25 protein-coding genes are annotated in these 25,557 nt (G+C 58.7%); 7 read left to right on the top strand and 18 right to left on the bottom strand.

Features of this window, described 5'->3' with window-relative positions; translation table 11 throughout:
• Positions 1–100: 100 nt before the first annotated feature.
• Positions 101–1,042 carry a fatty acid desaturase gene (locus FGA82_RS04250; RefSeq protein ID WP_141126129.1) on the bottom strand — a complete coding sequence of 314 codons (942 nt, stop codon included), beginning with the start codon at positions 1,040–1,042 and terminating at the stop codon, positions 101–103.
• 325 nt (positions 1,043–1,367) lie between these two features.
• Here FGA82_RS04250 and FGA82_RS04245 point away from each other — a divergent pair, with 325 nt between their 5' ends.
• Positions 1,368–1,787, top strand: a complete 420-nt coding sequence (locus FGA82_RS04245; RefSeq protein WP_141126128.1) for a GNAT family N-acetyltransferase — start codon at positions 1,368–1,370, stop codon at positions 1,785–1,787.
• A gap of 127 nt (positions 1,788–1,914) precedes the next feature.
• On the opposite strand, the gene def is transcribed toward FGA82_RS04245, so the two are convergent.
• The 3 genes from def to FGA82_RS04230 form a co-directional block, all read right to left on the bottom strand.
• Entirely contained in the window at positions 1,915–2,454 is a 540-nt protein-coding gene (def, locus tag FGA82_RS04240) for a peptide deformylase (RefSeq protein WP_141126127.1), read from the bottom strand.
• Positions 2,451–3,407: a YihY/virulence factor BrkB family protein gene (locus FGA82_RS04235; protein WP_141126126.1), complete on the bottom strand. Its 957-nt coding sequence runs from the start codon at positions 3,405–3,407 to the stop codon at positions 2,451–2,453. Before FGA82_RS04235 ends, def begins: the two co-directional genes overlap by 4 nt.
• Before the next feature lie 164 nt (positions 3,408–3,571).
• Positions 3,572–3,763, bottom strand: a complete 192-nt coding sequence (locus tag FGA82_RS04230) for a CsbD family protein (protein ID WP_008082339.1) — start codon at positions 3,761–3,763, stop codon at positions 3,572–3,574.
• Positions 3,764–3,960: 197 nt separating this feature from the next.
• Here FGA82_RS04230 and FGA82_RS04225 point away from each other — a divergent pair, with 197 nt between their 5' ends.
• Positions 3,961–4,338 carry a hypothetical protein gene (locus FGA82_RS04225; RefSeq protein ID WP_007917843.1) on the top strand — a complete coding sequence of 126 codons (378 nt, stop codon included), beginning with the start codon at positions 3,961–3,963 and terminating at the stop codon, positions 4,336–4,338.
• Positions 4,339–4,502: 164 nt separating this feature from the next.
• Here FGA82_RS04225 and fadD1 read toward each other — a convergent pair whose 3' ends face one another.
• On the bottom strand, positions 4,503–6,200 hold the full coding sequence (gene fadD1 / locus FGA82_RS04220) for a long-chain-fatty-acid--CoA ligase FadD1 (protein WP_095112255.1): 1,698 nt from the start codon (positions 6,198–6,200) through the stop codon (positions 4,503–4,505).
• 346 nt (positions 6,201–6,546) lie between these two features.
• Positions 6,547–8,235: a long-chain-fatty-acid--CoA ligase FadD2 gene (gene fadD2, locus FGA82_RS04215; RefSeq protein ID WP_141126125.1), complete on the bottom strand. Its 1,689-nt coding sequence runs from the start codon at positions 8,233–8,235 to the stop codon at positions 6,547–6,549.
• A gap of 200 nt (positions 8,236–8,435) precedes the next feature.
• On the opposite strand from fadD2, the gene FGA82_RS04210 reads away from it, so the two are divergent.
• Both FGA82_RS04210 and FGA82_RS04205 read left to right on the top strand, forming a co-directional pair.
• The gene (locus tag FGA82_RS04210; protein WP_141126124.1) at positions 8,436–9,380 is read left to right on the top strand and encodes an alpha/beta hydrolase; all 945 of its coding nucleotides are present in this window, start codon (positions 8,436–8,438) and stop codon (positions 9,378–9,380) included.
• 42 nt (positions 9,381–9,422) lie between these two features.
• Positions 9,423–9,893 (top strand): MaoC family dehydratase, encoded by a 471-nt coding sequence (locus FGA82_RS04205; protein ID WP_003227420.1) that lies wholly within the window; start codon positions 9,423–9,425, stop codon positions 9,891–9,893.
• Positions 9,894–10,151: 258 nt separating this feature from the next.
• On the opposite strand, the gene FGA82_RS04200 is transcribed toward FGA82_RS04205, so the two are convergent.
• Positions 10,152–10,619 carry a ferritin-like domain-containing protein gene (locus FGA82_RS04200; protein WP_034153383.1) on the bottom strand — a complete coding sequence of 156 codons (468 nt, stop codon included), beginning with the start codon at positions 10,617–10,619 and terminating at the stop codon, positions 10,152–10,154.
• Positions 10,620–10,824: 205 nt separating this feature from the next.
• Here FGA82_RS04200 and FGA82_RS04195 point away from each other — a divergent pair, with 205 nt between their 5' ends.
• Positions 10,825–11,061, top strand: coding sequence for a DUF3820 family protein (locus FGA82_RS04195; RefSeq protein ID WP_003227425.1), 237 nt, complete (start codon positions 10,825–10,827; stop codon positions 11,059–11,061).
• 29 nt (positions 11,062–11,090) lie between these two features.
• Positions 11,091–12,272 carry an aminotransferase class V-fold PLP-dependent enzyme gene (locus FGA82_RS04190; RefSeq protein WP_141126123.1) on the top strand — a complete coding sequence of 394 codons (1,182 nt, stop codon included), beginning with the start codon at positions 11,091–11,093 and terminating at the stop codon, positions 12,270–12,272.
• Here the strand turns inward: FGA82_RS04190 and FGA82_RS04185 are convergent.
• The 4 genes from FGA82_RS04185 to zwf form a co-directional block, all read right to left on the bottom strand.
• A complete protein-coding gene (locus FGA82_RS04185) occupies positions 12,269–12,847 on the bottom strand; it encodes a hypothetical protein (protein ID WP_141126122.1) in 579 nt (192 codons plus the stop codon). The two genes, FGA82_RS04190 and FGA82_RS04185, sit on opposite strands and share 4 nt — an antisense overlap.
• Before the next feature lie 280 nt (positions 12,848–13,127).
• Positions 13,128–13,793 carry a bifunctional 4-hydroxy-2-oxoglutarate aldolase/2-dehydro-3-deoxy-phosphogluconate aldolase gene (locus tag FGA82_RS04180; RefSeq protein WP_016773539.1) on the bottom strand — a complete coding sequence of 222 codons (666 nt, stop codon included), beginning with the start codon at positions 13,791–13,793 and terminating at the stop codon, positions 13,128–13,130.
• Positions 13,794–13,810: 17 nt separating this feature from the next.
• Complete coding sequence (pgl, locus tag FGA82_RS04175; protein WP_141126121.1) at positions 13,811–14,524, bottom strand: 6-phosphogluconolactonase; 714 nt, start codon at positions 14,522–14,524, stop codon at positions 13,811–13,813.
• The gene (gene zwf / locus FGA82_RS04170) at positions 14,511–15,977 is read right to left on the bottom strand and encodes a glucose-6-phosphate dehydrogenase (protein WP_034153387.1); all 1,467 of its coding nucleotides are present in this window, start codon (positions 15,975–15,977) and stop codon (positions 14,511–14,513) included. The genes pgl and zwf overlap by 14 nt, the downstream gene beginning before the upstream one ends.
• A gap of 226 nt (positions 15,978–16,203) precedes the next feature.
• Between zwf and FGA82_RS04165 the strand changes: the two genes are divergently transcribed.
• Positions 16,204–17,064 carry a MurR/RpiR family transcriptional regulator gene (locus FGA82_RS04165; RefSeq protein ID WP_171057240.1) on the top strand — a complete coding sequence of 287 codons (861 nt, stop codon included), beginning with the start codon at positions 16,204–16,206 and terminating at the stop codon, positions 17,062–17,064.
• A gap of 151 nt (positions 17,065–17,215) precedes the next feature.
• Here the strand turns inward: FGA82_RS04165 and FGA82_RS04160 are convergent, their stop codons facing one another.
• From FGA82_RS04160 to FGA82_RS04130, 7 genes are all read right to left on the bottom strand, one after another.
• Positions 17,216–18,070, bottom strand: coding sequence for a D-hexose-6-phosphate mutarotase (locus FGA82_RS04160; protein WP_141126120.1), 855 nt, complete (start codon positions 18,068–18,070; stop codon positions 17,216–17,218).
• A 113-nt stretch (positions 18,071–18,183) separates the two neighbouring features.
• Positions 18,184–19,533 carry a carbohydrate porin gene (locus FGA82_RS04155; RefSeq protein ID WP_095126181.1) on the bottom strand — a complete coding sequence of 450 codons (1,350 nt, stop codon included), beginning with the start codon at positions 19,531–19,533 and terminating at the stop codon, positions 18,184–18,186.
• A 191-nt stretch (positions 19,534–19,724) separates the two neighbouring features.
• The gene (locus FGA82_RS04150; protein ID WP_141126119.1) at positions 19,725–20,885 is read right to left on the bottom strand and encodes an ABC transporter ATP-binding protein; all 1,161 of its coding nucleotides are present in this window, start codon (positions 20,883–20,885) and stop codon (positions 19,725–19,727) included.
• Positions 20,886–20,887: 2 nt separating this feature from the next.
• Entirely contained in the window at positions 20,888–21,733 is an 846-nt protein-coding gene (locus FGA82_RS04145) for a carbohydrate ABC transporter permease (protein WP_038369190.1), read from the bottom strand.
• Positions 21,726–22,634 (bottom strand): carbohydrate ABC transporter permease, encoded by a 909-nt coding sequence (locus FGA82_RS04140; protein ID WP_122800266.1) that lies wholly within the window; start codon positions 22,632–22,634, stop codon positions 21,726–21,728. Before FGA82_RS04140 ends, FGA82_RS04145 begins: the two co-directional genes overlap by 8 nt.
• 117 nt (positions 22,635–22,751) lie before the next feature.
• Positions 22,752–24,053, bottom strand: coding sequence for an ABC transporter substrate-binding protein (locus FGA82_RS04135; protein WP_016983700.1), 1,302 nt, complete (start codon positions 24,051–24,053; stop codon positions 22,752–22,754).
• A 118-nt stretch (positions 24,054–24,171) separates the two neighbouring features.
• On the bottom strand, positions 24,172–25,431 hold the full coding sequence (locus FGA82_RS04130; protein WP_141126118.1) for an AGE family epimerase/isomerase: 1,260 nt from the start codon (positions 25,429–25,431) through the stop codon (positions 24,172–24,174).
• Positions 25,432–25,557 lie beyond the last annotated feature (126 nt).

Below are 25,557 nucleotides of genomic sequence, written 5' to 3'. Positions count from 1 at the left end.
AGCCTGCTCGCGATAGCGGTGCATCAGTGACATCTTCGGCGCCTGACACACCGCTATCGCGAGCAGGCTCACTCCTACAGAGTTTTGTGGTGTTCTTGGGTCAGTGGTAAGGATGCTCGGGGCTGTCGATTGGCTTCAAAACATGGCGCCGCCAGAACTCGCCATACCCCTGCACAAGAAACCCGCCACTGCGCGCGATCCATTGCTCGCGATGCATCCGGTAAACCGTCGGCAAGTCGTACCACGCCAGCTTCGGCAAGTCGTGATGCACCAGATGAAAATTCAGATTCAGGAACAACCAGCGCCACGGCCAACTCGCCTCGTTCAACACCGTGCGCTGCTCAGGTTGCGCATGTGGGCGATGTTCATAATAGGAGCGGATCATCGCGATCGACAGCGCCGGCACGCTGATCAGCAGCAGGTAATGCCAGACCGGCAGCACGCTGAATCGGGCGATGAACCACAGCATCAATAACGTGAACAGACCATGGGTCAGCCACATCGACCAGGCCTGGAGTTCCCCATTTTTCAGCCGTAGCAGCTCTTCTTTGGCCATTGCCATCAGCGCCAGCGGTGCACCGATCACAAAGCGCCCGAACACGGTTTTGTTCAACCAGTGCAAGCTGCGTTCAAACAGCGAACTGCCCTGCCAGCCAGCGCGGGTCAGGTAACGGCTTTCCGGATCGACGCCGGGCACAGTCAGATCCTCATCGCGGTGATGCAGCAAATGACTGTCGCGATACAACGTGTACGGATACCACACGGCAAAAGGCACGTAGCCGAGGATCTTGTTGAGGCGAACCCAGCGCGTCGGATGCCCGTGCAGCAACTCGTGCTGCACCGACAGCCACAACACCAGCAGCGGGATCAGCAACAGCGTGCTCAAGGCTCGACCGAGCCAATGACTATTGAGAACAATGGCAAACCAGCCGCCATAGACGCCGATCAGCAACAGCCAGGTCGGCCACTCGGTGCGGGCGGTGAAGCGTTGGCGCAGGGTTTCGATCTGCTGACGATGGGCGGCGTCAAAGTAATGGGGCATGGCATTGCTCGGAACGGGATTCTTCCCCTTCTGTGCAACGACCATGGGCAATCTTGCAGATTATTTTCGGGTTCAGGCAGGAGCCCGAGAACCGGGCTCCGGAAAGGTGTGATCAGTGACCGAAGATGTCGACTTTCTTGGCTTTCTTCTCTGCGCGTTTTTCAATCGCGGTCTTGGCCGGTTTCTTCTTCGCGGCTTTCTTTGAATCCATACCTTTGGACATGATGCGTACTCCACTCACAGGGGATGTGAGGTCAGGTATACACCTATCCAGAGCCGTGCGTTCTTTTATAATCGGCGCTTTGCCCACCGACAGTCCGATCCCATGCCCGACACCCAATACAGCCTGCTCGACGAGTCGCTTTGGCCGTTGATGAACAAGTTTTACCGCAGCCATCAATCGTCGATGAAAGCTGTTCGCGAGGCACAGTTATGGGTCGCGCGGCGCGGAGAGATTGTGGGCGCGTTGTGCTTGCGGCCAGTGTCCGGCGGGCAATGGTTGACCGGGCTGTTTGTGGATCCGGGGTGTCGTGAACAGGGCGTTGCCGCACAGCTGATCGCAGCGGCGGTGCAGGATGTGAACGAGCCGGTTTGGCTGTTTTGTCATCCTGATTTGCGTGAGTTTTATGAACGGCGCGGGTTTACGTTCGATCCGGCGCTGCCCCAGGCGATGGCGGAGCGCTTGAGCCGGTATGCGCGGAGCAAGCCGATGATTGCGATGGAGCTGAGCCCCTCACAACCCTGATGTGCAACGCAAAACCTGTGGGAGCGAGCTTGCTCGCGAAGGCGTAGTGTCAGTCAATGAAGACGTCACTGATGTATCGCATTCGCGAGCAAGCTCGCTCCCACTAGGGATCGTGGTGTTTGCAAGATCAGTCGTCGGCTGTGGGATCGAGGTCCGGGAACATCACTTCGGTAAAACCGAACTTAGTGAAGTCGGTGATCCGCGACGGGTACAAGCGGCCGATCAGGTGATCGCACTCGTGCTGCACAACGCGCGCGTGGAAGCCCGAAGCAGTGCGCACAATCGGCTCGCCCTTCGGATCAACACCCTCGTAGCGAATCTGCTGATAACGATCCACCGCTCCGCGCAAACCCGGCACCGACAGACAGCCTTCAAAGCCCTCCTCCATCAACGGACTCAGCGGCGTTATCAGCGGATTGATCAGGATCGTCTGCGGCACCGCTTCAGCATCCGGATAACGTTCGCTGTGCTCGAAACCAAAAATCACCAGTTGCAGATCGACGCCGATCTGCGGCGCGGCCAGGCCGACGCCGCCGACGCTTTCCATGGTCTGGAACATGTCGTCGATCAGTTGCCACAGTTCAGGGCTGTCGAACATCTCGGCCGGCACCGGCGGCGCAATGCGCAACAGGCGCTCGTCGCCCATTTTCAGAATTTCACGAATCATGATCTGGCTTCGTCAGTGTCCGGCTTGAGCGAATGATCGCGGCCCAGGCCCGAGACGTGTTGTTTGGGTTGTTCATCGAGTTCGCCGGGGACTTTCTCGCCCGGGTCCTTGCCCTCGCTGGACATGTGCTCGATCACCGCGTTCATCTCGGCACCGAGCAACAGCACCGCGGCGGAAATGTAGAAATACAGCAACAGCACGATGATCGCACCGATGCTGCCATACATCGCGTTGTAGTTGGCGAAGGTTTTCACGTAGAACGCGAAACCCAACGAAGCGATGATCCACACCACCACGGCCAGGACCGAACCGGGCGTGATGAAACGGAATTCCTGTTTGACGTCGGGCATGACGTAGTAGATCAGTGCCACCGCGACCATCATCAGAATCACGATCACCGGCCAGCGCGCAATCGTCCAGACGGTGACGATGAAGTCTTCCAGCCCCACCTGCGCGGCGATCCAGCCCATTACCTGCGGCCCGAGCACCATCAACGCGGCGGCCACCAGCAGCATGCCGGCAATGCCAACGGTGTAGACAATCGACAGCGGGAAACGCTTCCAGACCGGTCGCCCTTCGACCACGTCGTACGCGGCGTTCATCGCGCTCATCATCAAGCGCACACCGGCGGATGCGGTATACAGGGCAATGACAATACCGACCGAGAGCAAGCCGCCCTTGGATTGCTGCAACTGGTCGATCACCGGATTGACCTGCTCCAGTGCCTGCGGCGGCAGCACCAGTTCCGATTGCAGACGCAGCCAGGAGAAGAAGTCCGGCAGGTGCAGGAAACCGATCAGGGCGATCAGAAACAGAATGAACGGGAACAGCGAAAACAGCATCTGGTAGGCCAGTGCCGAGGCGTAGGTCGACATCTCGTCGTCGACGAATTCAGTGACCGTGCGCACCATCACCCGGTGCAGGGGCAGACCTTTCATGTCCGGAAAAATCATTCGCGTCTCCTTTCGCCGCAATACAGGTTGAAGTCGTGGCGACTCAGGGGCCGTTTTTTACATCACGGTAGCCTGTTTGGCGAACCTCGTCGGGGCGCTGCAGGCTTTTGACACAAAAACGGCCATCCTTGGATGGCCGCTCATGTATTTCGTTCAAGGCTGAGTTACGCCTTGTCGACACCTTTTTTGACGGCGTCCTTGGCTTTGCCGACCGCTTGCTGGGCTTCGCCTTTTTTCTCTTGAATCTTGCCTTCGGCTTGCAGCTTGGTGTTGTCGGTGGCTTTACCGACGCCTTGCTTGACGTTGCCGACCGCTTCGTTGGCCATGCCTTTTACTTTATCGCCTGTGCTACTCATGGTGTTTCTCCTTGGTGCAATTAGGGGGAAAAGTCAGTACGTAATGATTGACTGGCCGGGTTTGCGCCAAGTTTCATTTATTTTCAGGGGTTCATTTCGTCGTGGCGTGCAGGTTGGGCTTTATGTTTGCGTGCGTAGCCCCGAGAATGCGCAACATATGGGCGCCAAGCGCCAGGAACCGATCCCGCAGGAATGTTATGAAACTCGATAAAACGCAGGCCATCGCCCGACGCAACAAGGAACTGGGCGGTGCCGTGCTCGGCACCAACAACTGCCACTTCGCCGAACTGAACCGTAACCGCAACATCTGGTGGTTCGACCTGCCGGTGTCACGTCTGGCGATCGGTCAGTACGAGTGGATTCACCTGCTGATGCACACGCCGGCCACTGACGAGCTGCTGCACCTGAAAGTGCCGACAGTGTTCCTGCGTGAAAAGCTTGAAGGGCTGGTGATTCGCAACGAAGGCAAGCGCAAAGCGGCGTTGAGCCTGGAATTGAGTGCGGACAAGGATTCGTATCTGCAGGACATGCGTCCGGCGGGGACTAACGTGAATTTTGCGCCGTTTCGTCAGTAACCCTTCTACGCTGATCGTTCCCACGCTCCGCGTGGGAATGCCGCCCCGGACGCTCCGCGTCCAGTACTGCAGGGACGCAGAGCGTCCCGGGATGCGTTACCACGCAGAGCGTGGGAACGATCACCTGACCAACAAAAAGCCCCGCATCTGCGGGGCTTTTTGTTTTAAGCGGCGGACTTGGCCTTGATCTTCTTCAGCTCTTCATCCCGCAGCTCGCGACGCAAAATCTTGCCGACGTTGGTGGTCGGCAGCGCATCGCGGAATTCCACCGAACGCGGCACCTTGTAGCCCGTGACGTTGGCGCGCATGTGCTCCATCACAGTTTCCTTGGTCAGCGTGACGCCCGGTTTGGCGACGATAAAGATCTTGATCGCCTCCCCCGACTTCTCGTCCGGCACGCCGATGGCCGCGCACTGCAACACGCCCGGCAGCGTTGCCAGCACGTCTTCCAGTTCGTTCGGGTAGACGTTGAAACCGGAGACCAGAATCATGTCTTTCTTGCGATCGACGATGCGCATATAGCCGTCCGGCTGGATCAGCGCGATGTCACCGGTCTTCAACCAGCCTTCGCTGTCGAGCATTTCATCGGTGGCTTCCTGACGCTGCCAGTAGCCTTTCATCACTTGCGGGCCCTTGACGCACAGCTCGCCGATTTCACCCAGCGGCTGCTCGACACCGTTATCGTCGATGACTTTGCACAAAGTAGATGGCACCGGAATACCGATGGTGCCGATCTGGATGTTCTGGATCGGGTTGACCGTGGCCACCGGGCTGGTTTCGGTCATGCCGTAACCTTCGCAAATGGCACAACCGGTGACCGCTTTCCAGCGCTCGGCAGCGGCCAGTTGCAAGGCCATGCCGCCGGACAAGGTGACTTTCAGCGCGGAGAAATCCAGCTTGCGGAAACCTTCGTTGTTGCACAGCGCCACGAACAGCGTGTTGAGACCAACGAAACCGCTGAACTTCCACTTCGACAGTTCCTTGACCATCGCCGGCAGGTCACGCGGGTTGCTGATCAGGATGTTGTGGTTGCCGATCAGCATCATCGCCATGCAATGAAAGGTGAACGCGTAAATGTGGTAAAGCGGCAGCGGCGTGATCAGGATCTCGCAACCTTCATTGAGGTTGGAACCCATCAGCGCTTTGCACTGCAGCATGTTGGCGACGAGGTTGCGATGGGTCAGCATCGCGCCTTTGGCCACGCCGGTGGTGCCGCCGGTGTATTGCAGCACGGCAACGTCGCCGCTGTCCGGATTGGCTTCGGCCACAGGCTGGCCCTGGCCCTTGCTCAGCACGTCGTTGAACTTGACGGCTTTGGGCAGGTGATAGGCCGGGACCATTTTCTTCACGTACTTGATGACGCTGTTGATCAGCAGGCGCTTGATCGGCGGCAGCAGGTCGGCGACTTCAGTGACGATGACGTGTTTGACGCCGGTTTTCGGCACCACGGCTTCGGCCAGGTGCGCCATGTTTGCCAGGCAAACGAGGGCTTTGGCACCGGAGTCGTTGAATTGGTGTTCCATTTCCCGCGCGGTGTACAGCGGGTTGGTGTTGACCACGATCAGCCCGGCGCGGATCGCACCGAAGACGGCCACCGGGTACTGCAGAACGTTGGGCAGTTGCACGGCGATTCGATCACCGGGCTGCAAATCGGTATGCTGTTGCAGATACGCGGCAAATGCACCGGACAATTCGTACAATTCACCGTAGGTGATTGTCTTGCCCAGGTTGCTGAAAGCCGGTTTGTTGGCGAAGCGTTGGCAGGATTGCTTCAACACTGCCTGAATGTTCGGATACTCGTCCGGATTGATGTCGGCAGCAATTCCAGCCGGGTATTTATCCTTCCAAAAGTCTTCGATCATGGAAGCCCACTCCTCAGCAACGCGAATTCTTCACCGCATTTGATGCGATTATTATTGGTGTGTGTTTGGTATTGGTGAATCTGGCTTTTACATAGGCCGAGAAGTCACAAAGCGCGCCGAGAGTAGCAGCTTTGCCAAGGGTCGACTAGAGCCAAAAGCGGCCCCTACAGTCATTATCATGACTCAAGACTACCTAGCAGTCATTTTAGAGCAAAAATCCTATAAAACCTTGAAGACCCCGGTTTTCGGGGACTTAAAGCAAAAGATCGCAGCCTTCGGCAGCTCCTACAGGAATGCATTCCAAGGTAGGAGCTGCCGAAGGCTGCGATCTTTGTGTTTTTGGCTTTTACGCGATATCGCGCAACTCCCGCCGCAGAATTTTCCCGACAGGCGTCATCGGCAATGACTCACGCAACACGATGTGTTTCGGCACTTTGTACGCAGTGAAATTCTCTTTGCAGTAAGCCTTGAGTTCTTCGAGGCTGACCCCTGTTTCCCGCGCCACCACAAACAGCTTTACCGCCTCCCCGGAACGCTCGTCCGGCACGCCGATCACCGCACAGTTGGCAACTTTCGGGTGCGCCATCACCACGTCTTCGATTTCGTTGGGGTACACGTTGAAACCGGAGACGATGATCATGTCCTTCTTGCGATCGACGATGCGCACGAAACCATCCGGATCGATCACCGCAATATCGCCGGACTTGAACCAGCCCTCGGCATCCAGCACTTCGGCGGTGGCTTCGGGTTTGTGCCAGTAGCCCTTCATGATCTGCGGGCCCTTGATGCACAACTCACCGCGCTCGCCCATCGGCTGCTCGACACCGTCATCGTTGATGACTTTGAGCAGTGTGCCTGGCACCGGCAAACCGACCGTGCCCAGTCGCGATTGATCACCGTACGGATTGGTGCAGGCCACCGGCGAGGTTTCGGTCAGGCCGTAACCTTCGGTGATGCGGCAACCGGTGATCTGCTCCCAGCGCTCGGCGGTGGCCTTGACCAACGCGGTGCCACCGGAGTTGGTGAGCTTCAGGCTGGAGAAATCGAGGGTCTTGAAATCCGCGTGATCCATCAGCGCCACGAACAAGGTGTTCAAGCCCAGCAGCGCCGAGAAGCGCCAGTTCTTCAGCTCCTTGATGAACCCGGCGATGTCGCGTGGATTGGTGATCAAGACGTTGTGGTTGCCGGAGACCATCATGCACATGCAATTCGCGGTGAACGCATAGATGTGGTACAGCGGCAGCGGCGCGATCATCACTTCCTGGCCTTCGCGCAGCAGCGGCTGGCCGTCCGGGCCGAGTTGAGCGAGACAGGCGCGCACTTGCTGCATGTTCGCCACCAGATTGCCGTGGGTCAGCATCGCGCCTTTCGCCAGGCCGGTGGTGCCACCGGTGTATTGCAGCACGGCGATGTCGTCGAGGCTGGCTTTCAGCGGCTTGATGCCCAGACCTCGGCCCATGCGCAGTGCGCTTTTGAAGGAGATCGCCTGCGGCAGTGAATACGCCGGGACCATTTTCTTCACTTTGCTGACTACGGTGTTGACCAGCCAGCCCTTGGCGGTGGGCATCAGGTCGCCCATCTTCGCTTGGATCAGGTACTGAATGTCGGTGTCGGGCAGCACTTCCTGGACTTTCTGGCCGAACATGTTCAGGTACACCAGCGCTCGCGCGCCGGAATCCTTGAACTGATGGCGCATCTCCCGCGCGGTATACAGCGGGTTGGTGTTGACCACGATCAGCCCGGCACGCAGTGCACCGAATACGGCAATCGGGTAATGCAGGACGTTGGGCATCTGCACGGCGATGCGATCCCCCGGCACCAGATCGGTATGTGCTTGCAGGTAACCGGCGAAGGCAGCGCTCTGGCGCTCGAGCTCGGCGTAGGTCAGGGTGATGCCCATGTTGCTGAACGCCGGGCGATCCGCGAACTTCTTGCAGGAACGCTCGAACACCTCGATCACCGACTTGAACTCACCCATGTCGATGTCCAGCGGTACGCCGGCCGGGCGCTTGTCGTTCCAGAAATCAGGTTGCATTGTTCTTGTCCTCTTTACCTGAGCCGATCCGGGGCCGCTTTCTGTCATTTCTGAAAAAGCGGAGCTTCACGGACACTAGCAGCTATGGCCATTGAGGCAAATATGGACAAAGCCGTCATTGATCGTGTGAATCTTCCTGCCGTGGCGTGGGCTGATCAGACGCGCTATACAATGATCCGACTCTGAGCAAAGGAATCGCCATGATCCACGACACGCTATGGCTGGACGCGAGTGACCGCAGCCGCCTGTTCATCAATCAATGGCTGCCCGCCGCGCCATTGAAGGCGGTGATCCTGCTGGCCCATGGCATGGCCGAACACAGCGGCCGCTATGCGCGACTGGCCGAAACGTTTTGCGACAAAGGCTATGGCGTGTACGCCCCGGATCTGCGCGGACATGGCAGAACCGCCAATCACGGCACCCTCGGCCACTTCGCCGATGACGACGGCTGGTGCAAGGTGCTCGGCGATCTGGCCAGCCTCAACCAGCACATCGGCCAGCAGCACCCCGGCGTGCCGATCATTTTGCTGGGGCACAGCATGGGCAGCTATCTTGCCCAAGGCTATTTACTGCACCACAGCGCCAGCCTGCACGGGGCGATCCTCAGTGGTTCCAACTTACAACCCGTCGCGCTGTACGGCGCCGCACGGCAGATCGCCCGTCTGGAAAAACTGCGTCAGGGTGGCAAGGGCCGCAGTGCGCTGATCGAATGGCTGTCGTTCGGCTCGTTCAACAACAAATTCAAACCGGTGCGCACACGCTTCGACTGGCTGAGTCGTGATCCCGCCGAAGTCGACCTGTACGCCAACGACCTGTTGTGCGGCTTTCGCTGCACCAATCAACTGTGGATCGACCTGCTCGGCGGCTTGCAGCAGATCAGCAAAGCGTCCAATCTCGCGCAGATCGACCCGGGCCTTCCGCTGCTGGTAATCGGCGGCGAATGTGATCCGGTGAGTGAAGGCAAGCGTCTGACAGATCTGGCCAATGCCTTGCGCACGGCCGGCAGCCAGCACCTGCAACTGAAGATCTACCCGCAGGCGCGGCACGAATTGTTCAACGAAACCAATCGCGACGAAGTGATCGCTGATGTGCTGGCCTGGATCGATCAGGCCCTGAGCCATCCGCGCCCTCAGCGCAGCGAATAATTTTTTGTGGATTCACTGAATCCGTCACAGGAATTGAGACCGATGACCCAGGTTACCAACATCCCTTACGAAGCCCTTGAAGTCGGCCAGACCGCCAGCTACAGCAAGACTGTCGAAGAACGCGACATTCAACTGTTTGCCGCGATGTCGGGCGACCACAACCCGGTGCACCTGGATGCCGAGTTTGCCGCCGCGAGCATGTTCAAGGAGCGTATCGCCCACGGTATGTTCAGCGGTGCGCTGATCAGTGCTGCAGTAGCGTGCGAGTTGCCTGGGCCGGGCACTATTTATATCGGCCAGCAGATGAGCTTTCAGAAGCCGGTGAAGATTGGCGACACGTTGACCGTGCGTCTGGAAATCCTCGAGAAGCTGCCGAAGTTTCGTGTGCGCATCGCCACTCGTGTGTTTAACCAGCGTGATGAGTTGGTGGTGGATGGCGAGGCGGAGATTCTGGCGCCGCGCAAGCAGCAGACGGTGACGTTGCCAACACTGCCGGCGATTAGCATTGGCTGATTGATTGGTGGGGTGTCAGTGGGAGCTTTTCCCCCTCACCCCAGCCCTCTCCCCCAAGGGGGGCGAGGGGAAAAGGGAGCCGGTCTCCGCTGTTTTCAGATTTTGAGTTCGACTGAATATTTCAGGTCGATGTAGCTCGAAAGAACACCTCGTTCAGTCCCCTCTCCCTCTGGGAGAGGGCTAGGGTGAGGGGCTTTGCTTTTCCCGGACACAAAAAAAACGCCAGACTAGCTGGCGTTTTTTATAACCGGCAAACGCTTAAGAACGGGCGCGAGCCTGGTTACGCAGGGCTTTCACCTGATCGTGGTTGCGTTGTACGCCGTGGTATTGACGTTCAACCAGATCACGAATGCCTACCAGATTGTGCTTGTTGATCTTCTCGATGGCTTCACGATAAGCCTTCAGCGCATGGTCTTCACCGCGCTCGGCTTCGTTTAGAACAGCCTCTTCGTCTTTGCCGGTGAACATCGCTTTGACATCGACCCAGCGACGGTGCAGATCACCGCTGACGCTGGTGGAAGTTTCCGGATCGCCGCCCAGCTTGCGAACTTCGGCTTGCAGTTCTGCTGCAGCGGTTGCGCAATCGGCAGAGCGGGTGACAAACAGGGTTTTCAGTTCTGGATGCTTGATGTCTTCAGCGCAAGTCTTGAACCCTTCCTGACCGTCCTTGCTGGTTTCAATCAGGTCATTGAGTACAGAGATGGCTTCTTTATTCATGTCGGTCATTTTTCAATTCCTTGCGATTGGTTGAAGATGCAAGGGATATTGCAGTGTGCGTGCCAGCTTTTTTATTTATGAAATTTCGTTATATATCAACGCTTTAAAGATAAGTGAACTATCTGTATCACGGTTATTTGCATGATCTGTCATTTGGCCTGCATGCAGAATGCCTGTATTTTCCAAGCTGATTTGAAGCCAGACGAAATCCCTGATGAATCCCGAAAAACTCGAACTGCTGATCACCCGCGAAATGCCCTTCGGCAAGTACAAGGGCCGGATCATTGCCGACCTGCCGGGGCCGTACCTGAACTGGTTTGCCCGTGAAGGTTTCCCTCACGGCGAACTCGGCGGCCTGCTCGCGCTGATGCAGGAGATCGACCATAACGGCCTCTCGGACTTGCTCGAACCGCTGCGCGCCAAACACGGCAAACCTGCCCCGCGCCATTGAAGCGCCCTCCTCTTTAGAGTCAGCCGACCATGCCCGACAACACCCGCCGCGCCCGTGACGAAGCCTTCTGGCAAACGTTCGCCGACCGTTACGACGTTCAACCCGGCCCCGTGAACCTGGAAAACGGTTACTTCGGGCGCATGTCGCGCACGGTAATCGAGGAGTACCAGCGCAATATCGAGCTGATCAATACCAGCAATTCGGTGTACGTGCGCCAGCGTTTCGAGCAGCACGACAACCTTGATATCCGCGCGCAACTCGCCGAGCTGATCGGCGTACGCGCCCAGAGCGTCGCGTTCACCCGCAACGCCACCGAAGGCCTGCAATCGCTGATCCGTAACTACAACCGCTTGCAGCCGGGCGATCAGGTGCTGATCAGTGATCTGGAATACGACACGGTCAAAGGCGCCATGCGCTGGCTGGCCAGACATCGTGGCGCCGAGGTGATCGAGATTGCCCACGCGCACCCGGCGAGCTACGACAGCCTGCTGGAGACGTACCGCGAAGCCTTTGCCGGTCACCCGAAGATCAAGCTGATGGCCCTGACTCACGTTACTCACCGCACCGGTCTGGTCATGCCGGTACAAGCCATCGCCGCCCTCGCCAAAGAGCATGGCGTCGATGTCATCCTCGACGGCGCCCATGCGCTCGGTCAGATCGAGTTCGATCTTGAAGCATTGGGCATTTCTTTCGCCGGCTTCAACCTGCACAAATGGATCGGCGCACCGCTCACCCTCGGTTTCCTCTATATCGCGCCGCAACGCCTGGCCGATATCGATCCGGACATGGATGAAATGCATTACCCGGTTAATGACATCCGCGCGCGCACCTCATACAGCACGCCTAACATTCCCGCGCTGATGACCTTGCCGCTGGTGTTCGAAGAGCACCGTTCGCTCGGCGGCGCGCCGGCCAAAGGCGCTCGCCTGAATTATCTGCGCAACCTGTGGGTCAGCGCGGTGCGGCACTTGCCGGGTATCGAGGTAATGACGCCAGACGATCCAAGGCTGTATTGCGGCATCACATCGCTGCGATTTACCCGGCACGACAATCAACAGGCGATGGCCGAGCGACTGCTCAACGACTACAACCTGTTCACCGTGGTGCGCAACGGCGCAGCCAGCGGGCCGAGCATCCGCATTACACCGGGACTGACCAGCACCGCTGGCGACATGCAGTTGCTGGTCCGCGCGCTGAACGAACTGCGCTAAAACACCGCGCCCGTAGACTTCTCGTAGCCTGCAAGGCCGATCTGCGACGACACCGCAAAGGTGTCGACGCCGATCGTCAGGCTGCCGAAATAACCGTCCTCAAGACCTTCCCCGCCAATCGGTCGCAATACCAGCGGCGAAGCATCATCCCCCGCCGTTTCACAGTTACAGACATCCGGAAGATGCAGCCGTCCTGCCCAGGCCTCCTGAGGTGACTGCAAAAGTTGATCATCACTGGCGATGCACACGGTCATGGCGATGCACGAGGCCCCTCCAGCGTGCTGATCCGGGTAAATACTGGTAAACCGCACGATGCCTTGGCTGTCGGTCGACTGGGCGCCGCACAAGCTGTCGGCGCCAATGTTCTGTTCGATCCGGACCTGGGCGCCAACCACTGGCTCACCGGTCATGGCGTCGACCAGGGCCAGACGCAATACCAGTGGCAGGCCTTCGACGCCGCGGCTGATGTTGCGCACCTTTTCTTCGGTTTCGCGCCAATCGATGCTGCCAGGGATATGCGTTTGCCGTTGCCGAAGAGGCTGATGGGGCAAGTCTGCTGATTGATGGTCGTCCATGAGGCGTTCTCTCTTCCGTAAGATGAACGCAGATTAGCGCCACGCCAACGCGGTTGTGCGGTAACTATGTATCGCGTCGTAACGGTGTCGATGTAGGAGCTGCCGAAGGCTGCGATCTTTTGATGTTGGCGCTCAAGAGCAAGGTCAAAAGATCGCAGCCTCGTTTCACTCGACAGCTCCTACATAGCTTCTACATAGCAATTTTCAGGCAAAAAAAAACGGTGCACCGACCAAGCGCACCGTAAAGCCGTAGAACACACAACGAAGTGTCTGGTAACAATCAGTCCAGCAGCGCCAGTGCCTCGGCGGTGCATTCCTGAATACGGGCCCAGTCGCCGTTCTTGATCCACTCCGGATCAAGCATCCAGCTTCCGCCCACGCACATGACGTTTTTCAGCGCCATGTAGCTCTTGATGTTGGCCGGGCCGACGCCGCCTGTCGGGCAGAATTTCACTTCGCCGAACGGGCCGCCAAGGGCTTTGATTGCCGCCACGCCACCGCTGACTTCAGCCGGGAACAGCTTGAAGCGGCGATAGCCCAGACCATAGCCTTCCATGATGCCGGAGGCGTTACTGATGCCCGGCAACAGCGGAATCGGGCTGTCGACGCTGGCTTCGAGCAGGTCACGGGTGATGCCCGGGGTGACGATGAATTGCGAACCGGCGGCTTCGGCTGCCGCGAGCATATTGCGATCGAGTACGGTGCCGGCGCCGGTCATCAGTTCCGGGCGCTGTTCACGCAGGATCTGGATGGCCTTGAGGCCGAACTGCGAACGCAGGGTCACTTCCAGCGCGGTCAGACCACCGGCGGCCAGGGCGTCGGCCAGCGGCAGCACATCCTGTTCGCGAGCGATGGTGATCACCGGCAGGATCCGCGCCTTGGCGCAGAGGCTGTCGATCAGGGCAACTTTGTCCGCCATGGAAACGGTCGGGGATGGGGTTGTCATAGCGGCTGTTCCTTGGCTCATGGGCACCAGTAAATCTCTAACGTAGGTTGCAGAAACGCGCGAACCGGCATGGCGGCGACGTCGTCGGATGCCAGTGCGGCATTCAGTGTGGTCAGTTTCGACTGACCGGAAATCGACAGAATCTTGTGCCTCGCCGACGCCAGCAGCGCACGGCTCATGGTCAGGCGCTGACGCGGCACGCTTGGCGCCAGCATCGGCCAGCAACGGCGAGTGCCATCGGCTTGCAGCGCTTCGGCGAGATTCGGGCTGTCGGGGAACAGCGACGCGGTGTGGCCGTCATCGCCCATGCCCAGCACCAGCACGTCAATCGGCGGCAATTCGGCGAGCAAGCGGTCAGCCTGTTCAGCAGCCTGCTCGACGTTCGCCGCAGCGCTATAAAGGCTGAGGAACTGTGCCTTGGCCGCCGGGCCTTTGAGCAAGTATTGCTTGAGCAAACCGGCATTGCTGTCAGCGTGTTCAACCGGTACCCAGCGCTCATCGGCGAGGGTCACGACGACCTTCGACCAGTCCAGATCCTGCTTGGCCAGGTGCTGGAAAAACGCCACCGGGCTACGACCGCCGGACACCACCAGCACCGCGTTGCCGCGCGCGGCAATGGCGTCGCTCAATTGCTTGGCAACGTTCAGCGCCAGACCTTCGGCCAACAGCACCGGGCTCTTGAATTCGTGAGCGTTCACGCCCGCAGGCAGTTGCACATTAGATATCGCCATACCACGACCTCCCGTCCCGCGTGATCAATGCAATGGAGCTCATCGGCCCCCACGACCCGGCCGCATACGGCTTGGGCGCGTCACCGGATTTTTTCCACCCGGCGATCAGCTGGTCACACCACTTCCACGCGGCTTCGATTTCATCTTTACGGACAAACAGGTTCTGATTGCCGTTCATCACTTCCAGCAACAACCGCTCGTAGGCATCGGGGATCCGCGCGCTACGCCAGGTGTCGGAGAAATTCAGTTGCAGCGGGCCGCTGCGCAGTTGCATGCCTTTGTCCAGGCCCTGCTCTTTGGTCATCACGCGCAAGGAAATGCCTTCGTCCGGTTGCAAGCGGATGATCAGTTTGTTGCTGATCTGCAAACGCTGCTCAGGGGCGAAGATGTAGTGCGACGGTTCCTTGAAGTGGATGACGATCTGCGACAGTTTCTGCGGCATACGCTTGCCGGTACGCAGGTAGAACGGCACGCCGGCCCAGCGCCAGTTGCGGATGTCGGCACGCAGGGCGACGAAGGTTTCGGTGTCGCTCTGGGTGTTGGAATTCGGTTCTTCGAGGTAACCCGGTACGGATTTGCCTTCGCTGTGGCCGGCGATGTACTGGCCGCGCACCACTTGCGTGGTCAGGCCTTCCGGGCTGATCGGTGCCAGCGCCTTGAGCACTTTTACTTTCTCGTCACGAATGCTGTCGGCGGACAGGTCGGCCGGCGGGTCCATGGCGATCAGGCAGAGCAGTTGCAACAGGTGATTCTGAATCATGTCGCGCAGCTGGCCGGCCTTGTCGAAGTAGCCCCAGCGGCCTTCGATGCCAACCTTCTCGGCCACGGTGATTTCCACGTGGGAGATGTAATTCTGGTTCCACTGGGTTTCGAACAGGCTGTTGGCGAAACGCAAGGCGATCAGGTTCTGAACGGTTTCTTTGCCCAGGTAATGGTCGATGCGGTAGGTGCGGTTCTCCGGGAAGAACTGCGCCACGGCGTCATTCACTTTGCGCGACGATTCGAGGTCAGAGCCGATCGGTTTTTCCAGCACCACGCGGGTGTTTTCTGCCAGGCCGACTTTCGCCAGGTTCTCACAGATCGCGCCATACACCGCTGCCGGTGTGGCGAAGTAGGCAATCATGCGTTGCGTGCTGCCAGCCAGTTCGGCCAGCGCCACATAATCTTCAGATCTGAGGAAGTCGACGTGCAGGTAGGTCAGGCGTGCGAGAAAACGCTCGGCGACGGCCTCGTTCAGCTCTTTGCCCACATAACGACGCAGTTCGGCGGCGATAAACGCCATGTGCTGCTGCTCGGAACCTTCTTCACGGGCCAGCGCGATGATGCGCGTGTCCTCGTGCAGCAGGTCGGCGCCATCAAGATGATAAAGGGCAGGAAACAGCTTGCGCAGGGCCAGATCGCCAAGCGCGCCGAACAAGGCAAAGGTGCACGGTTCAACCGTAATCGAAGGCATGATGTTTGTTCTTTTATCAAGTTAAGCTACAAATACCTTTTTTCAAGGCATCACTCAAGGGAAAATGTAGTAATAACCACAACATTTTCGCAAAATACAGATTCCGAGTGGTGGTCGGTCGGAGCCATCAGTAGGATAGGCCACCGTTACGGGCCATATCAAAGGCCCAATTTGCATAGCCCGGCGCACCTTTGCGCAGGTGAATTAGGAATTCCATATGGACCGCGTGCGAAATTTACTGGAACAGATCCAGAGTCGCCTTGAAGACCTTAACAAGGCCGAACGCAAAGTCGCCGAGGTGATCCTGCTCAACCCGCAGCAGGCCACCCGCTTCAGCATCGCCGCCCTCGCCCAGGCCGCCTCGGTGAGCGAACCGACGGTCAACCGTTTTTGCCGTTCGTTCGGCGTCAGCGGTTACCCCGAACTCAAGCTGCAACTGGCGCAGAGCCTGGCCAGCGGCGCGGCGTATGTCAGCCGCGCGGTCGAGGCCGATGACAATCCCGAGGCGTACACGCAGAAAATTTTCGGCAGCGCCATCGCGTCGCTGGACAGTGCCTGCCAGGCGCTCGATCCAAATCTGATCAGCCGCGCCGTCGACCTGTTGATTCAGGCGCGGCAGATCCACTTCTTCGGCCTCGGCGCTTCGGCACCGGTGGCACTGGATGCGCAGCACAAGTTTTTCCGTTTCAACCTCGCCGTCACCGCGCACGCGGATGTGTTGATGCAACGGATGATTGCTTCAGTGGCGCACACCGGTGAGTTGTTCGTGATCATTTCCTACACCGGACGCACCCGTGAGTTGGTCGAGGTGGCGCGTATTGCTCGCGAGAACGGTGCTTCGGTGCTGGGTCTGACGGCAGAGAATTCGCCGCTGGCCAAGGCGAGTACCTTGAGCCTGAATATTCCGCTGCCGGAAGACACCGACATCTATATGCCGATGACGTCGCGGATCATTCAGTTGACGGTGCTGGATGTGTTGGCGACGGGGATGACGTTGCGTCGCGGGGTGGATTTCCAGCCGCATTTGCGCAAGATCAAAGAGAGCCTGAATGCCAGCCGGTATCCGGTGGGTGACGAGTTTAATTAGGACGCTTCGCGTAAAAGATCGCAGCCTTCGGCAGCTCCTACTGGGGTTGATCGTTCCCACGCTCTGCGTGGGAATGCAGCCCGTGACGCTCCGCGTCACTGGACGCGGAGCGTCCCTTGAGGCATTCCCACGCAGAGCGTGGGAACGATCATCAAGCCGCCGCCCACGCCTGCAAACTCAAATGCGCCTTCTCCCCAGGCGCCAGATGCAAACTGTCGGTGCCGCCCGCCGCCGCTTCAACACAGACAAACTCCGAAATCTCATCCCACGTCACGCCCAACAACGGCCGCGCTCCAGGATGCCAGACCACCGTGTCCGCGCTGTCACCGGTATCAATGCACAACTCGCGCTGCCAGGCGTGATCTTTCAGCTGCAATTCGCCGTCGTGCTGGAACACCCGCTGACAGCCGCCATCCACCCGCAACTCACCTTCCTGCTGGCAAACCTGGCGATTCAACTGGTCATAACCCTGCGCCCCTTCGAGCCCAGACAGCGCTATCTCACCGATATCGCCAATACGCCAGTAAGCATGCAAAGCCTGGCTCAACTGGCACGGCATGTCGTCCTGATGCTCGGTGCTCAGGCGCAGTTCCATGCGTTCACCCAGATGTGCGTGCAGGTCAACCTGCCAGTCGCACAGCTGCAATTGCCAGTGCAGGCGCACGCCATCTTCGGCGCTGCTGCTGTCGAGCAACTTCCAGTCGAGCAAACGCGCCCAACCATGGGACGGCCAGGCGTTTTCGCTCGGATGACGGCCATACCACGGCCAACACACCGGCACACCACCGCGAATGGCACCGACGTGCGGCCACTTCGCCGCACACCACAACCACGGCTTTTGCCCGCGCGGTTGAAAGTGCAGCAACTGGGCGCCCTGACGACTGAACACCGCCTGACACAACGGGTGATCGATCACCAACACGTCGCGCATCTGATAGCGTTCCCAGGCGAACACCGGTTGTTCACGCAGGGATTTGAAGAAGCGTTGTAGCGGATGCTCATGCATTTGCCACGGTCCTGAACTCGACTTTCACAGGGCGGCGCTTGCCCCAAAAAAAAGCGGACAGCCTTGGCTGTCCGCAAATATGCGCACATAGAGAGGAGCTTATCGCAGACGCGTTAGAACGTAGACTGAATTTTCAGGCCAGCGACCAAAGCGTTGTCCACTTCATCCACACCACCCGGGTGAGTGATGTACTGCAGGTTAGGACGTACGGTCAGCCAGTTGGTGACGTGGAAGCCGTAGTTGATCTCGTAGTTGTATTCGGTTTCACGAATCGGCGAGAACACCGGGTTGTCGTAATCCGACACACCGTTGGAAGCGTTCAACAGCTCGGCGTTTTTCTTCACGTCGTCGTTGACGTGGATACGTGCCGCGCCGATACCGACGTCATCCTTCGGACGCGCGTCGAACGGGCCTTTGTAGACAAACATCACCGACTGATAGTTGTCGATGAAGTTGGTGTCCTTGTCGTGGAACGTGGCATTGGCCGCGATGTTCAGACCGCGGGTCGCATCACCGTTGTGGCTGGTGAGTTGCTGTTGCGCGACGAACCAGTAGCCGCTTTTGCTGCTGTGGGTCTTGTAGGCATCGCCAGTAGTAGCAGCGTCGAAACCGTTGACGTCTTCGCGAACGTCGTCGGCATCGGCCGTGCTCTTGTAGTAACCGACGCGGTATTCGCCCGGCAGGCTGTTGACCTTCGGCGACCAGACCAGCTCGACCGGAAGAACGGTACCTTTGGTGCCGCTGCCGCTGAGTTTGAAGCCGTTGCCGTGTTCCAGCTGCGACGGGTTCTGGTTGTACGCACCGATCTGCGCGTAGAGCTCGTCGTTGATGTTGTACTTCACACGGATCGCGGCCTGGCTGACGGGCCAGTTGTACCAGATGTTGGTCGCCCAGTTACCCACTTGGGAACCGCAGAACGCCAGGTTCTGGAAGTCGCACGGGAAGGTGTTGAAGTCTTCGCCTTCACCGAAGTAACCAGCCTTGACGTCGAGTTTGTTGTCGAAGAACTGGTGCTGAATCCACAACTGGGTCAGACGCACCATGTGGCCACGGCCGTAAACTTCTTGCGAAGAACTCAAGGTGCCGGCACGCGGATCGCCAACGCGGTCGTTGGAGATGTTGTAGCCGTTACGGTTGGTCAGCTGGATCTTCGCCTGAGTGTTATCCCAGCCCCACAGCTTTTGCAGATCGAGTGCCACGCCCAGACCGAACTGGTCAGCGTAACGCGCGGTCTTGTCGTCGTTGTAGCCACCGTTCAGGTTGCCACCGACTTCCCCAACGTAGTCAGCCTTGATGTCGATACCCTGCTCGATCAGCTTGGTACGCTCGCCACCCCAGTCGCCGGTCATCCATTTCGAGTCGGAGCTGAAGGCATCCGCCGCCATGGCGTTACCGGCCAGCACCAATGCCGCCGCAGCTGACACTTGGCAGATCAACCGGGCATTGACGTGTTTCTTTTTCATCCCTACATCCTCGTCTTTATTGTTATTAACTGTTTTTATCTAACGCGGTTTACATAAATTGCGATGCTCGACAGGCCGGGCACCGCGTGCTCCTTGTAGGAGTGAGCCTGCTCGCGATAGCGGTTTTACATTCAACATCTCTGTCGACTGATACACCGTCATCGCGAGCAGGCTCACTCCTACACTGTTCTTCAGCGGCCTTTGAATTGCGCCACGTTCGCAGACCGCGCATCGGTCTGTGGTTGACCGGCAGTGCCGAGGCGCTCGCCGGTGTTGGCATCGAACAACAACACTTTCGACGGATCGAATTGCAGCGTCAGGTTCTCGCCCACCTGCGGTGCCACGTCCGGCGCCAGACGGCAGCAGACTTTGGTTTCATTCAAATTAACGAACACCAAGGTGTCCGGACCGGTCGGCTCAGTGACCTGCACTTCGGCACGAATGCTCGGCAGGCCGTTACCCTCTCCGTTCGCCAAAACAATCTGCTCAGGGCGCAGGCCGAGAATCACTTCGCGATCTTCCAGACCAGCATCCTGCATGCTCATCGGCAACTCGCAACGGGCCTGACCGCTGTCGAGCAGCGCCAGCAGACGACCGTCCTTGCGTTGCAGACGCAGCGGAATGAAGTTCATCGGCGGCGAACCGATGAAGCTCGCCACGAACAGATTGGCCGGGTTGTTGTAGATGTCTTTCGGCGTGCCGAACTGCTGGATGATGCCGTCCTTCATCACCGCCACTTTGTCGCCCAGGGTCATCGCTTCGATCTGGTCGTGGGTCACGTAGACCGTGGTGGTTTTCAGGCGCTGGTGCATCAGTTTCATTTCGGTGCGCATCTCGACGCGCAGCTTGGCGTCAAGGTTGGACAACGGTTCGTCGAACAGATAGATCTTCGGCCGCCGCGCCAGTGCACGCCCCATCGCCACACGCTGTTGCTGACCACCGGAGAGCTGACCCGGCTTGCGATTGAGCAGGTGTTCGATCTGCAACAGCTTGGCCACGCGCGCGACTTCTTCGTCGATCGCCGACTGCGGCATCTTGCGAATTTTCAGGCCGAATTCGATGTTCTCGCGCACGCTCATGGTCGGGTACAGCGCGTAGGACTGGAACACCATGGCGATGTCGCGATCCTTCGGGCTCATGCCGCTGACGTCCTGGTCACCGATCATGATCGCGCCGCCGGTGATGGTTTCCAGACCGGCGATGCAGTTCATCAAGGTCGATTTGCCACAACCCGACGGGCCGACCAGGATCAGGAACTCACCGTCCTTGATCGACAGTTCGATGTTCTTCAGGGTGTCCGGCAGGCCGGCACCGTAGGTCTTGTTTACGTTGCGAAGTTCGAGCGTTGCCATGATTACCCCTTGACTGCGCCGGCCGTCAGCCCGCGCACGAAATACTTGCCTGCGACCACATAGACCAGCAGGGTCGGCAGGCCGGCGATCATCGCCGCTGCCATATCAACGTTGTATTCCTTGGCGCCGGTGCTGGTGTTGACCAGGTTGTTCAGCGCCACCGTGATCGGTTGCGAATCACCGCTGGAGAACACCACACCGAACAGGAAGTCGTTCCAGATCTGGGTGAACTGCCAGATCAGGCAAACCATGATGATCGGCGTCGACATCGGCAGAATGATGCGGCGGAAAATCGTGAAGAAACCTGCGCCGTCGAGGCGTGCAGCTTTCACCAGCGCATCCGGAATGCTCACGTAGTAGTTACGGAAGAACAGCGTGGTGAACGCCAGACCGTAAACCACGTGGATAAACACCAGGCCGGTGGTGGTGCTCGCCAGACCCATTTTGCCGAGGGTGAACGAAGCCGGCAGCAGCACGGTCTGGAACGGCAGGAAGCAACCGAACAACAGCAGACCGAAAAACAACTGCGAACCACGGAAGCGCCAGAACGACAGCACATAGCCGTTCAACGCGCCGATGCCGGTAGAGATAATTACCGCCGGAACGGTGATCTTGATCGAGTTCCAGAAGTAACCGTCAACGGTGGCCCAGGCCTTGACCCAACCGATGCCGCTGACCACGGTCGGCCAGCTCAGCAGGTTGCCGGTGCTGATGTCTTCCGGGGTCTTGAAGCTGGTCAGCAACATCACCACCAGCGGCACCAGATAAAGCAGTACGGCGATGATCAGCACCGCGTAGATCGCGATGCGACTCAGGCTGATAGCAGGTTTGGCAGCGAGACTAGTCATTGCGCTTGGTCCTCAGCTCGGAATACAGGTAAGGCACGATGATCGCGAGGATCGCACCGAGCATCAGAATCGCACTGGCCGAGCCCATGCCCATCTGGCCGCGACTGAAGGTGAAGGAATACATGAACATCGCCGGCAGGTCAGAGGAATAACCCGGGCCACCGGCGGTCATCGCCGCGACCAGGTCGAAGCTCTTGATCGCGATGTGCGCCAGAATCATCACGGCACTGAAGAACACCGGACGCAGGCTTGGCAGCACTACTTTCCAGTAGATCGTCGGCATGCTCGCGCCATCGATCTGCGCGGCACGGATGATCGATTGATCGACGCCACGCAGGCCGGCGAGGAACATCGCCATGATGAAGCCCGAGGCTTGCCAGACAGCGGCGATCACCAGGCAGTAGACCACGCGATCCGGGTCGATCAGCCAGTCGAGACGGAAGCCTTCCCAGCCCCAGTCCCGCAACAATTTGTCCAGGCCCATGCCCGGGTTGAGCAGCCACTTCCACGCCGTACCGGTGACGATCATCGAGAGCGCCATCGGGTACAGGTAAATGGTGCGGATAAAGCCTTCGCGACGGATGCGCTGGTCGAGGAACACCGCCAGCAACACGCCAATTACCAAGGTGATGCCGATGAACATGCCGCCGAACACCGCGAGGTTCTTGCTCGCGACCCACCAGCGATCGTTGTCGAACAACCGCGCGTATTGCGCAAGTCCGGCCCACTTGTAAGTCGGCAGGAACGTCGAGGTGGTGAACGACAGCACGAACGTCCACAGGATGTAGCCATAGAAGCCCACCAGAACGATGAACATGCTCGGCGCCAGCACCAGTTTGGGTAGCCAGCGCTGCAATGCATCGAACGGCGAGGCCTTGCTGAACACAGCAACAGAACTCATGGGGAAATCCATCAAAAAAAGTGAAGAGCAGCTACAAGCCGCAAGCTGCAAGCTGCAAGACCGCTAGAGCTCAAGCTTGTAGCTTGCGGCTCGCAGCTCGCAGCTTGCCGTTACGGCTTATTTGGACGACTTGATCGCTGCGCCAAGTTTCTTGGCGGTGTCGGCCGGGTCGGCTTTCGGGTCGTTGATGTAGTTGGTCACGACATCAAAGAACGCGCCTTGCACCGCCAGCGTGGTCGCCATGTTGTGCGCCATGCTTGGCTGCAGGCCGCCGGACTTGGCGTCTGCCAGGAAGTCCTTGGCAGCAGTCTGCGCGCAGGAATCGAAGCCGAGCTTGTCCATGTTGTTCAACATGTCGTTGCGAACCGGGATCGAGCCTTTGTTGATGCTGAAGACTTTCTGGAAGTTTTCACCCAGCACGACTTTGGCGATGTCCTGCTGACCGGCCGCAGTGCCGGCGTCCTTCTGCTTGAACACGGCCAGCGAGTCGATGTTGTAGGTGAACGCCTTGTCGGTGCCCGGGAAAGCTACGCACTCGTAATCCTTGCCGGCGACTTTCTTGGCGGCAGTCCATTCGGACTTGGCCCAGTCACCCATGATCTGCATGCCAGCCTTGCCGTTGATGACTTTGGCCGCTTCCAGGTTCCAGTCCTGACCTTTGCCGTCGGCGTCCATGTAGGTCGCGACTTTCTTCAGCTCGGTCAGCGCCTTGACCATTTCCGGACCGGTCAGCGCGGCGTTGTCCAGATCAACCAGGGCTTTCTTGTAACCATCGACACCCATGACCGAAAGCACCACGGCTTCGAACACGGTGCTGTCCTGCCAAGGCTGACCGCCGTGGGCCAGCGGAATGAAGCCCGCAGCTTTCAGCTTGTCGCCAGCGGCATAGAATTCTTCGAGGGTGGTCGGGTTCTTGGTGATCCCGGCTTTCTTGAACACTTCCGGGTTGATCCACAGCCAGTTCACACGGTGAATGTTCACCGGTACGGCCACGTAATCACCGTCGTACTTCACGGTATCGGAGACTTTCTTGTCGAGCAGGCTGTCCCACTTTTCCGACTTGGCGACGTCTTTCAACACGTCGGTGTCGAGCAGACCGGTGGATGCCCATTCCTGAATGTCCGGGCCTTTTATCTGAGCAACACCAGGCGGGTTGCCGGCGACTGCACGGCTTTTCAGCACGGTCATGGCAGTCGCACCGCCACCGCCGGCGACAGCGCCGTCTTTCCAGGTGAAACCGTCTTTTTCGACTTGGGCCTTGAGCACATCAACAGCGGCTTTTTCGCCACCGGACGTCCACCAGTGCACGACTTCGACCGAACCTTTGGATTCGGCAGCGGAAACACTGAGAGGCAGAATTGCGAGCGGGAACAGGGAGGCGACAGAAATGACAGTAGCGAGGCGAGAAATCGCATTCATCTGAGATGTACCTTTCTTGTTGTTATGCATGCAAGTCTGGTGCTTGCGCTGCACAGGAGTTTAAACAGGACGTTTCCCTTCGCAGGTAACGAAGGGACGCGCGAATGTCACCACATGGTTACACAGGACTGCTCTGGGATAACTGTGCCAGCGCAGTCGCCATACTGGGTGACAAGGGTAGACGAGGGATCAGCACGGCCTGCCAGGCGTGATACAGATCAGGTTTGCCCGGCCAGATATCGGCACTTGGCAGGTTTTGCGGATTGAGTTCGTGGTGCCAGCTGCCGTCGCAGCGGTCAATGAAATTCGTCTCGCAGAATTCCCAGAACAGTCGGTACCAGGTTTCGTATTGCGCATCGCCGGTGCGTTTGAACAAGGCGCTGGCAGCGGCACTGGCTTCGGCGTGCGTCCAGTGCAGGCGATGGCGAACGACGGATTTATTGTCCCAGTCGAGGGTGTAGACGATGCCCGGCAGACCATCGACGTCCCAACCGTTGCGGCAATTGTTCTCGAACAGTTTCTGCGCGTCGGTGGCGAGCCAACCGGGTGTGAGCATGCCGGCCTGAACCCGTGCAGCTTCGAGGTGTAACAGCAACCGCGCCCACTCGAAACCGTGGCCGGGCGTGGTGCCATACGGGCGAAAACCGTCGGCAGGATTGTCGTGGTTGTATTCACGCAGCGGCTGCCAGTCGCGATCGAAATGCTCGATGACCATGTAACCGTTGGCGGCAGCATGACCGTGGATCACCCGCTCGACGATGCGTTGCGCGCGGCTCAGCCAGCGCGGATCTTCAGTGACATCGGCCAGCGCGAGGAACGCTTCGGTGGCGTGCATGTTGCTGTTGGCGCCTCGATAGGCCTCTTCTTCGCTCCAGTCGCGATTGAAGAATTCGCGCATGGCGCCCTCTTCTTCGCTCCAGAAATACGTGTCGATGATGTCGATGGCATCGTCCAGCAGCGCTTGTGCGCCGGGGCGCTGTGCAACCACGGCAGAGCTGGCCGCCAGCGCGACAAAGGCATGCAGATAGGCGTTCTTGCCGGTGTTGTCGTCGCGGTGTTCGGCGACCGCGAACCAGCCACCGTGTAACGCATCACGCAACGGCCCGCGCAGGGCGGCGATGCCGTGATCAATCAGTTCGGCAAAACCCGGCAGGCCTTGAATATGGGCCATGGCGAAGCTGTGGGTCATGCGTGCGGTGTTCATGGTTTCGGCTTGCGCGTTGGCTGGCAGACGGCCGCGTTCGTCGAGGTTGCCGAAGCCTTCGGGCAGCTTTGATGCCTTGGCGAAATCCAGCAGGCGCAGGCCTTCGGCGGCGAGCCATTGCTGGTGGGCAGGGGCGTTCAGCCAACTGCTGAAGCCGGGTTGGAAGCGATCCATGGGTGGCCTTTTTTGTTGTTATGACTGCGGGAAGTCTAAACAACGGGTCGGGGTGGGCTTGTAACGAAGGGGGCGGGGTTTGTCACCAGACCGTGACAAAGAGCGACCCTCACTGTAGAGACCGGT

The organism is Pseudomonas fluorescens (assembly GCF_005938625.1).
GTDB lineage: Bacteria > Pseudomonadota > Gammaproteobacteria > Pseudomonadales > Pseudomonadaceae > Aquipseudomonas > Aquipseudomonas fluorescens_BD.
This window is presented reverse-complemented; position numbering and strand designations above follow the sequence as displayed.

Coding starts and splice junctions, on each gene's coding strand:
- FGA82_RS04225 (WP_007917843.1), top strand. CDS start 3,961: ATGAAACTCGATAAAACGCAGGCCATCGCCCGACGCAACAAGGAACTG.
- FGA82_RS04230 (WP_008082339.1), bottom strand. CDS start 3,763: ATGAGTAGCACAGGCGATAAAGTAAAAGGCATGGCCAACGAAGCGGTC.
- FGA82_RS04245 (WP_141126128.1), top strand. CDS start 1,368: ATGCCCGACACCCAATACAGCCTGCTCGACGAGTCGCTTTGGCCGTTG.
- FGA82_RS04135 (WP_016983700.1), bottom strand. CDS start 24,053: ATGAATGCGATTTCTCGCCTCGCTACTGTCATTTCTGTCGCCTCCCTG.
- fadD2 (WP_141126125.1), bottom strand. CDS start 8,235: ATGCAACCTGATTTCTGGAACGACAAGCGCCCGGCCGGCGTACCGCTG.
- FGA82_RS04200 (WP_034153383.1), bottom strand. CDS start 10,619: ATGACCGACATGAATAAAGAAGCCATCTCTGTACTCAATGACCTGATT.
- FGA82_RS04160 (WP_141126120.1), bottom strand. CDS start 18,070: ATGCATGAGCATCCGCTACAACGCTTCTTCAAATCCCTGCGTGAACAA.
- FGA82_RS04145 (WP_038369190.1), bottom strand. CDS start 21,733: ATGACTAGTCTCGCTGCCAAACCTGCTATCAGCCTGAGTCGCATCGCG.
- FGA82_RS04155 (WP_095126181.1), bottom strand. CDS start 19,533: ATGAAAAAGAAACACGTCAATGCCCGGTTGATCTGCCAAGTGTCAGCT.
- FGA82_RS04210 (WP_141126124.1), top strand. CDS start 8,436: ATGATCCACGACACGCTATGGCTGGACGCGAGTGACCGCAGCCGCCTG.
- FGA82_RS04205 (WP_003227420.1), top strand. CDS start 9,423: ATGACCCAGGTTACCAACATCCCTTACGAAGCCCTTGAAGTCGGCCAG.
- FGA82_RS04140 (WP_122800266.1), bottom strand. CDS start 22,634: ATGAGTTCTGTTGCTGTGTTCAGCAAGGCCTCGCCGTTCGATGCATTG.
- FGA82_RS04180 (WP_016773539.1), bottom strand. CDS start 13,793: ATGACAACCCCATCCCCGACCGTTTCCATGGCGGACAAAGTTGCCCTG.
- fadD1 (WP_095112255.1), bottom strand. CDS start 6,200: ATGATCGAAGACTTTTGGAAGGATAAATACCCGGCTGGAATTGCTGCC.
- FGA82_RS04150 (WP_141126119.1), bottom strand. CDS start 20,885: ATGGCAACGCTCGAACTTCGCAACGTAAACAAGACCTACGGTGCCGGC.
- FGA82_RS04190 (WP_141126123.1), top strand. CDS start 11,091: ATGCCCGACAACACCCGCCGCGCCCGTGACGAAGCCTTCTGGCAAACG.
- pgl (WP_141126121.1), bottom strand. CDS start 14,524: ATGGCGATATCTAATGTGCAACTGCCTGCGGGCGTGAACGCTCACGAA.
- zwf (WP_034153387.1), bottom strand. CDS start 15,977: ATGCCTTCGATTACGGTTGAACCGTGCACCTTTGCCTTGTTCGGCGCG.
- FGA82_RS04235 (WP_141126126.1), bottom strand. CDS start 3,407: ATGATTTTTCCGGACATGAAAGGTCTGCCCCTGCACCGGGTGATGGTG.
- FGA82_RS04185 (WP_141126122.1), bottom strand. CDS start 12,847: ATGGACGACCATCAATCAGCAGACTTGCCCCATCAGCCTCTTCGGCAA.
- FGA82_RS04130 (WP_141126118.1), bottom strand. CDS start 25,431: ATGGATCGCTTCCAACCCGGCTTCAGCAGTTGGCTGAACGCCCCTGCC.
- FGA82_RS04250 (WP_141126129.1), bottom strand. CDS start 1,042: ATGCCCCATTACTTTGACGCCGCCCATCGTCAGCAGATCGAAACCCTG.
- FGA82_RS04195 (WP_003227425.1), top strand. CDS start 10,825: ATGAATCCCGAAAAACTCGAACTGCTGATCACCCGCGAAATGCCCTTC.
- def (WP_141126127.1), bottom strand. CDS start 2,454: ATGATTCGTGAAATTCTGAAAATGGGCGACGAGCGCCTGTTGCGCATT.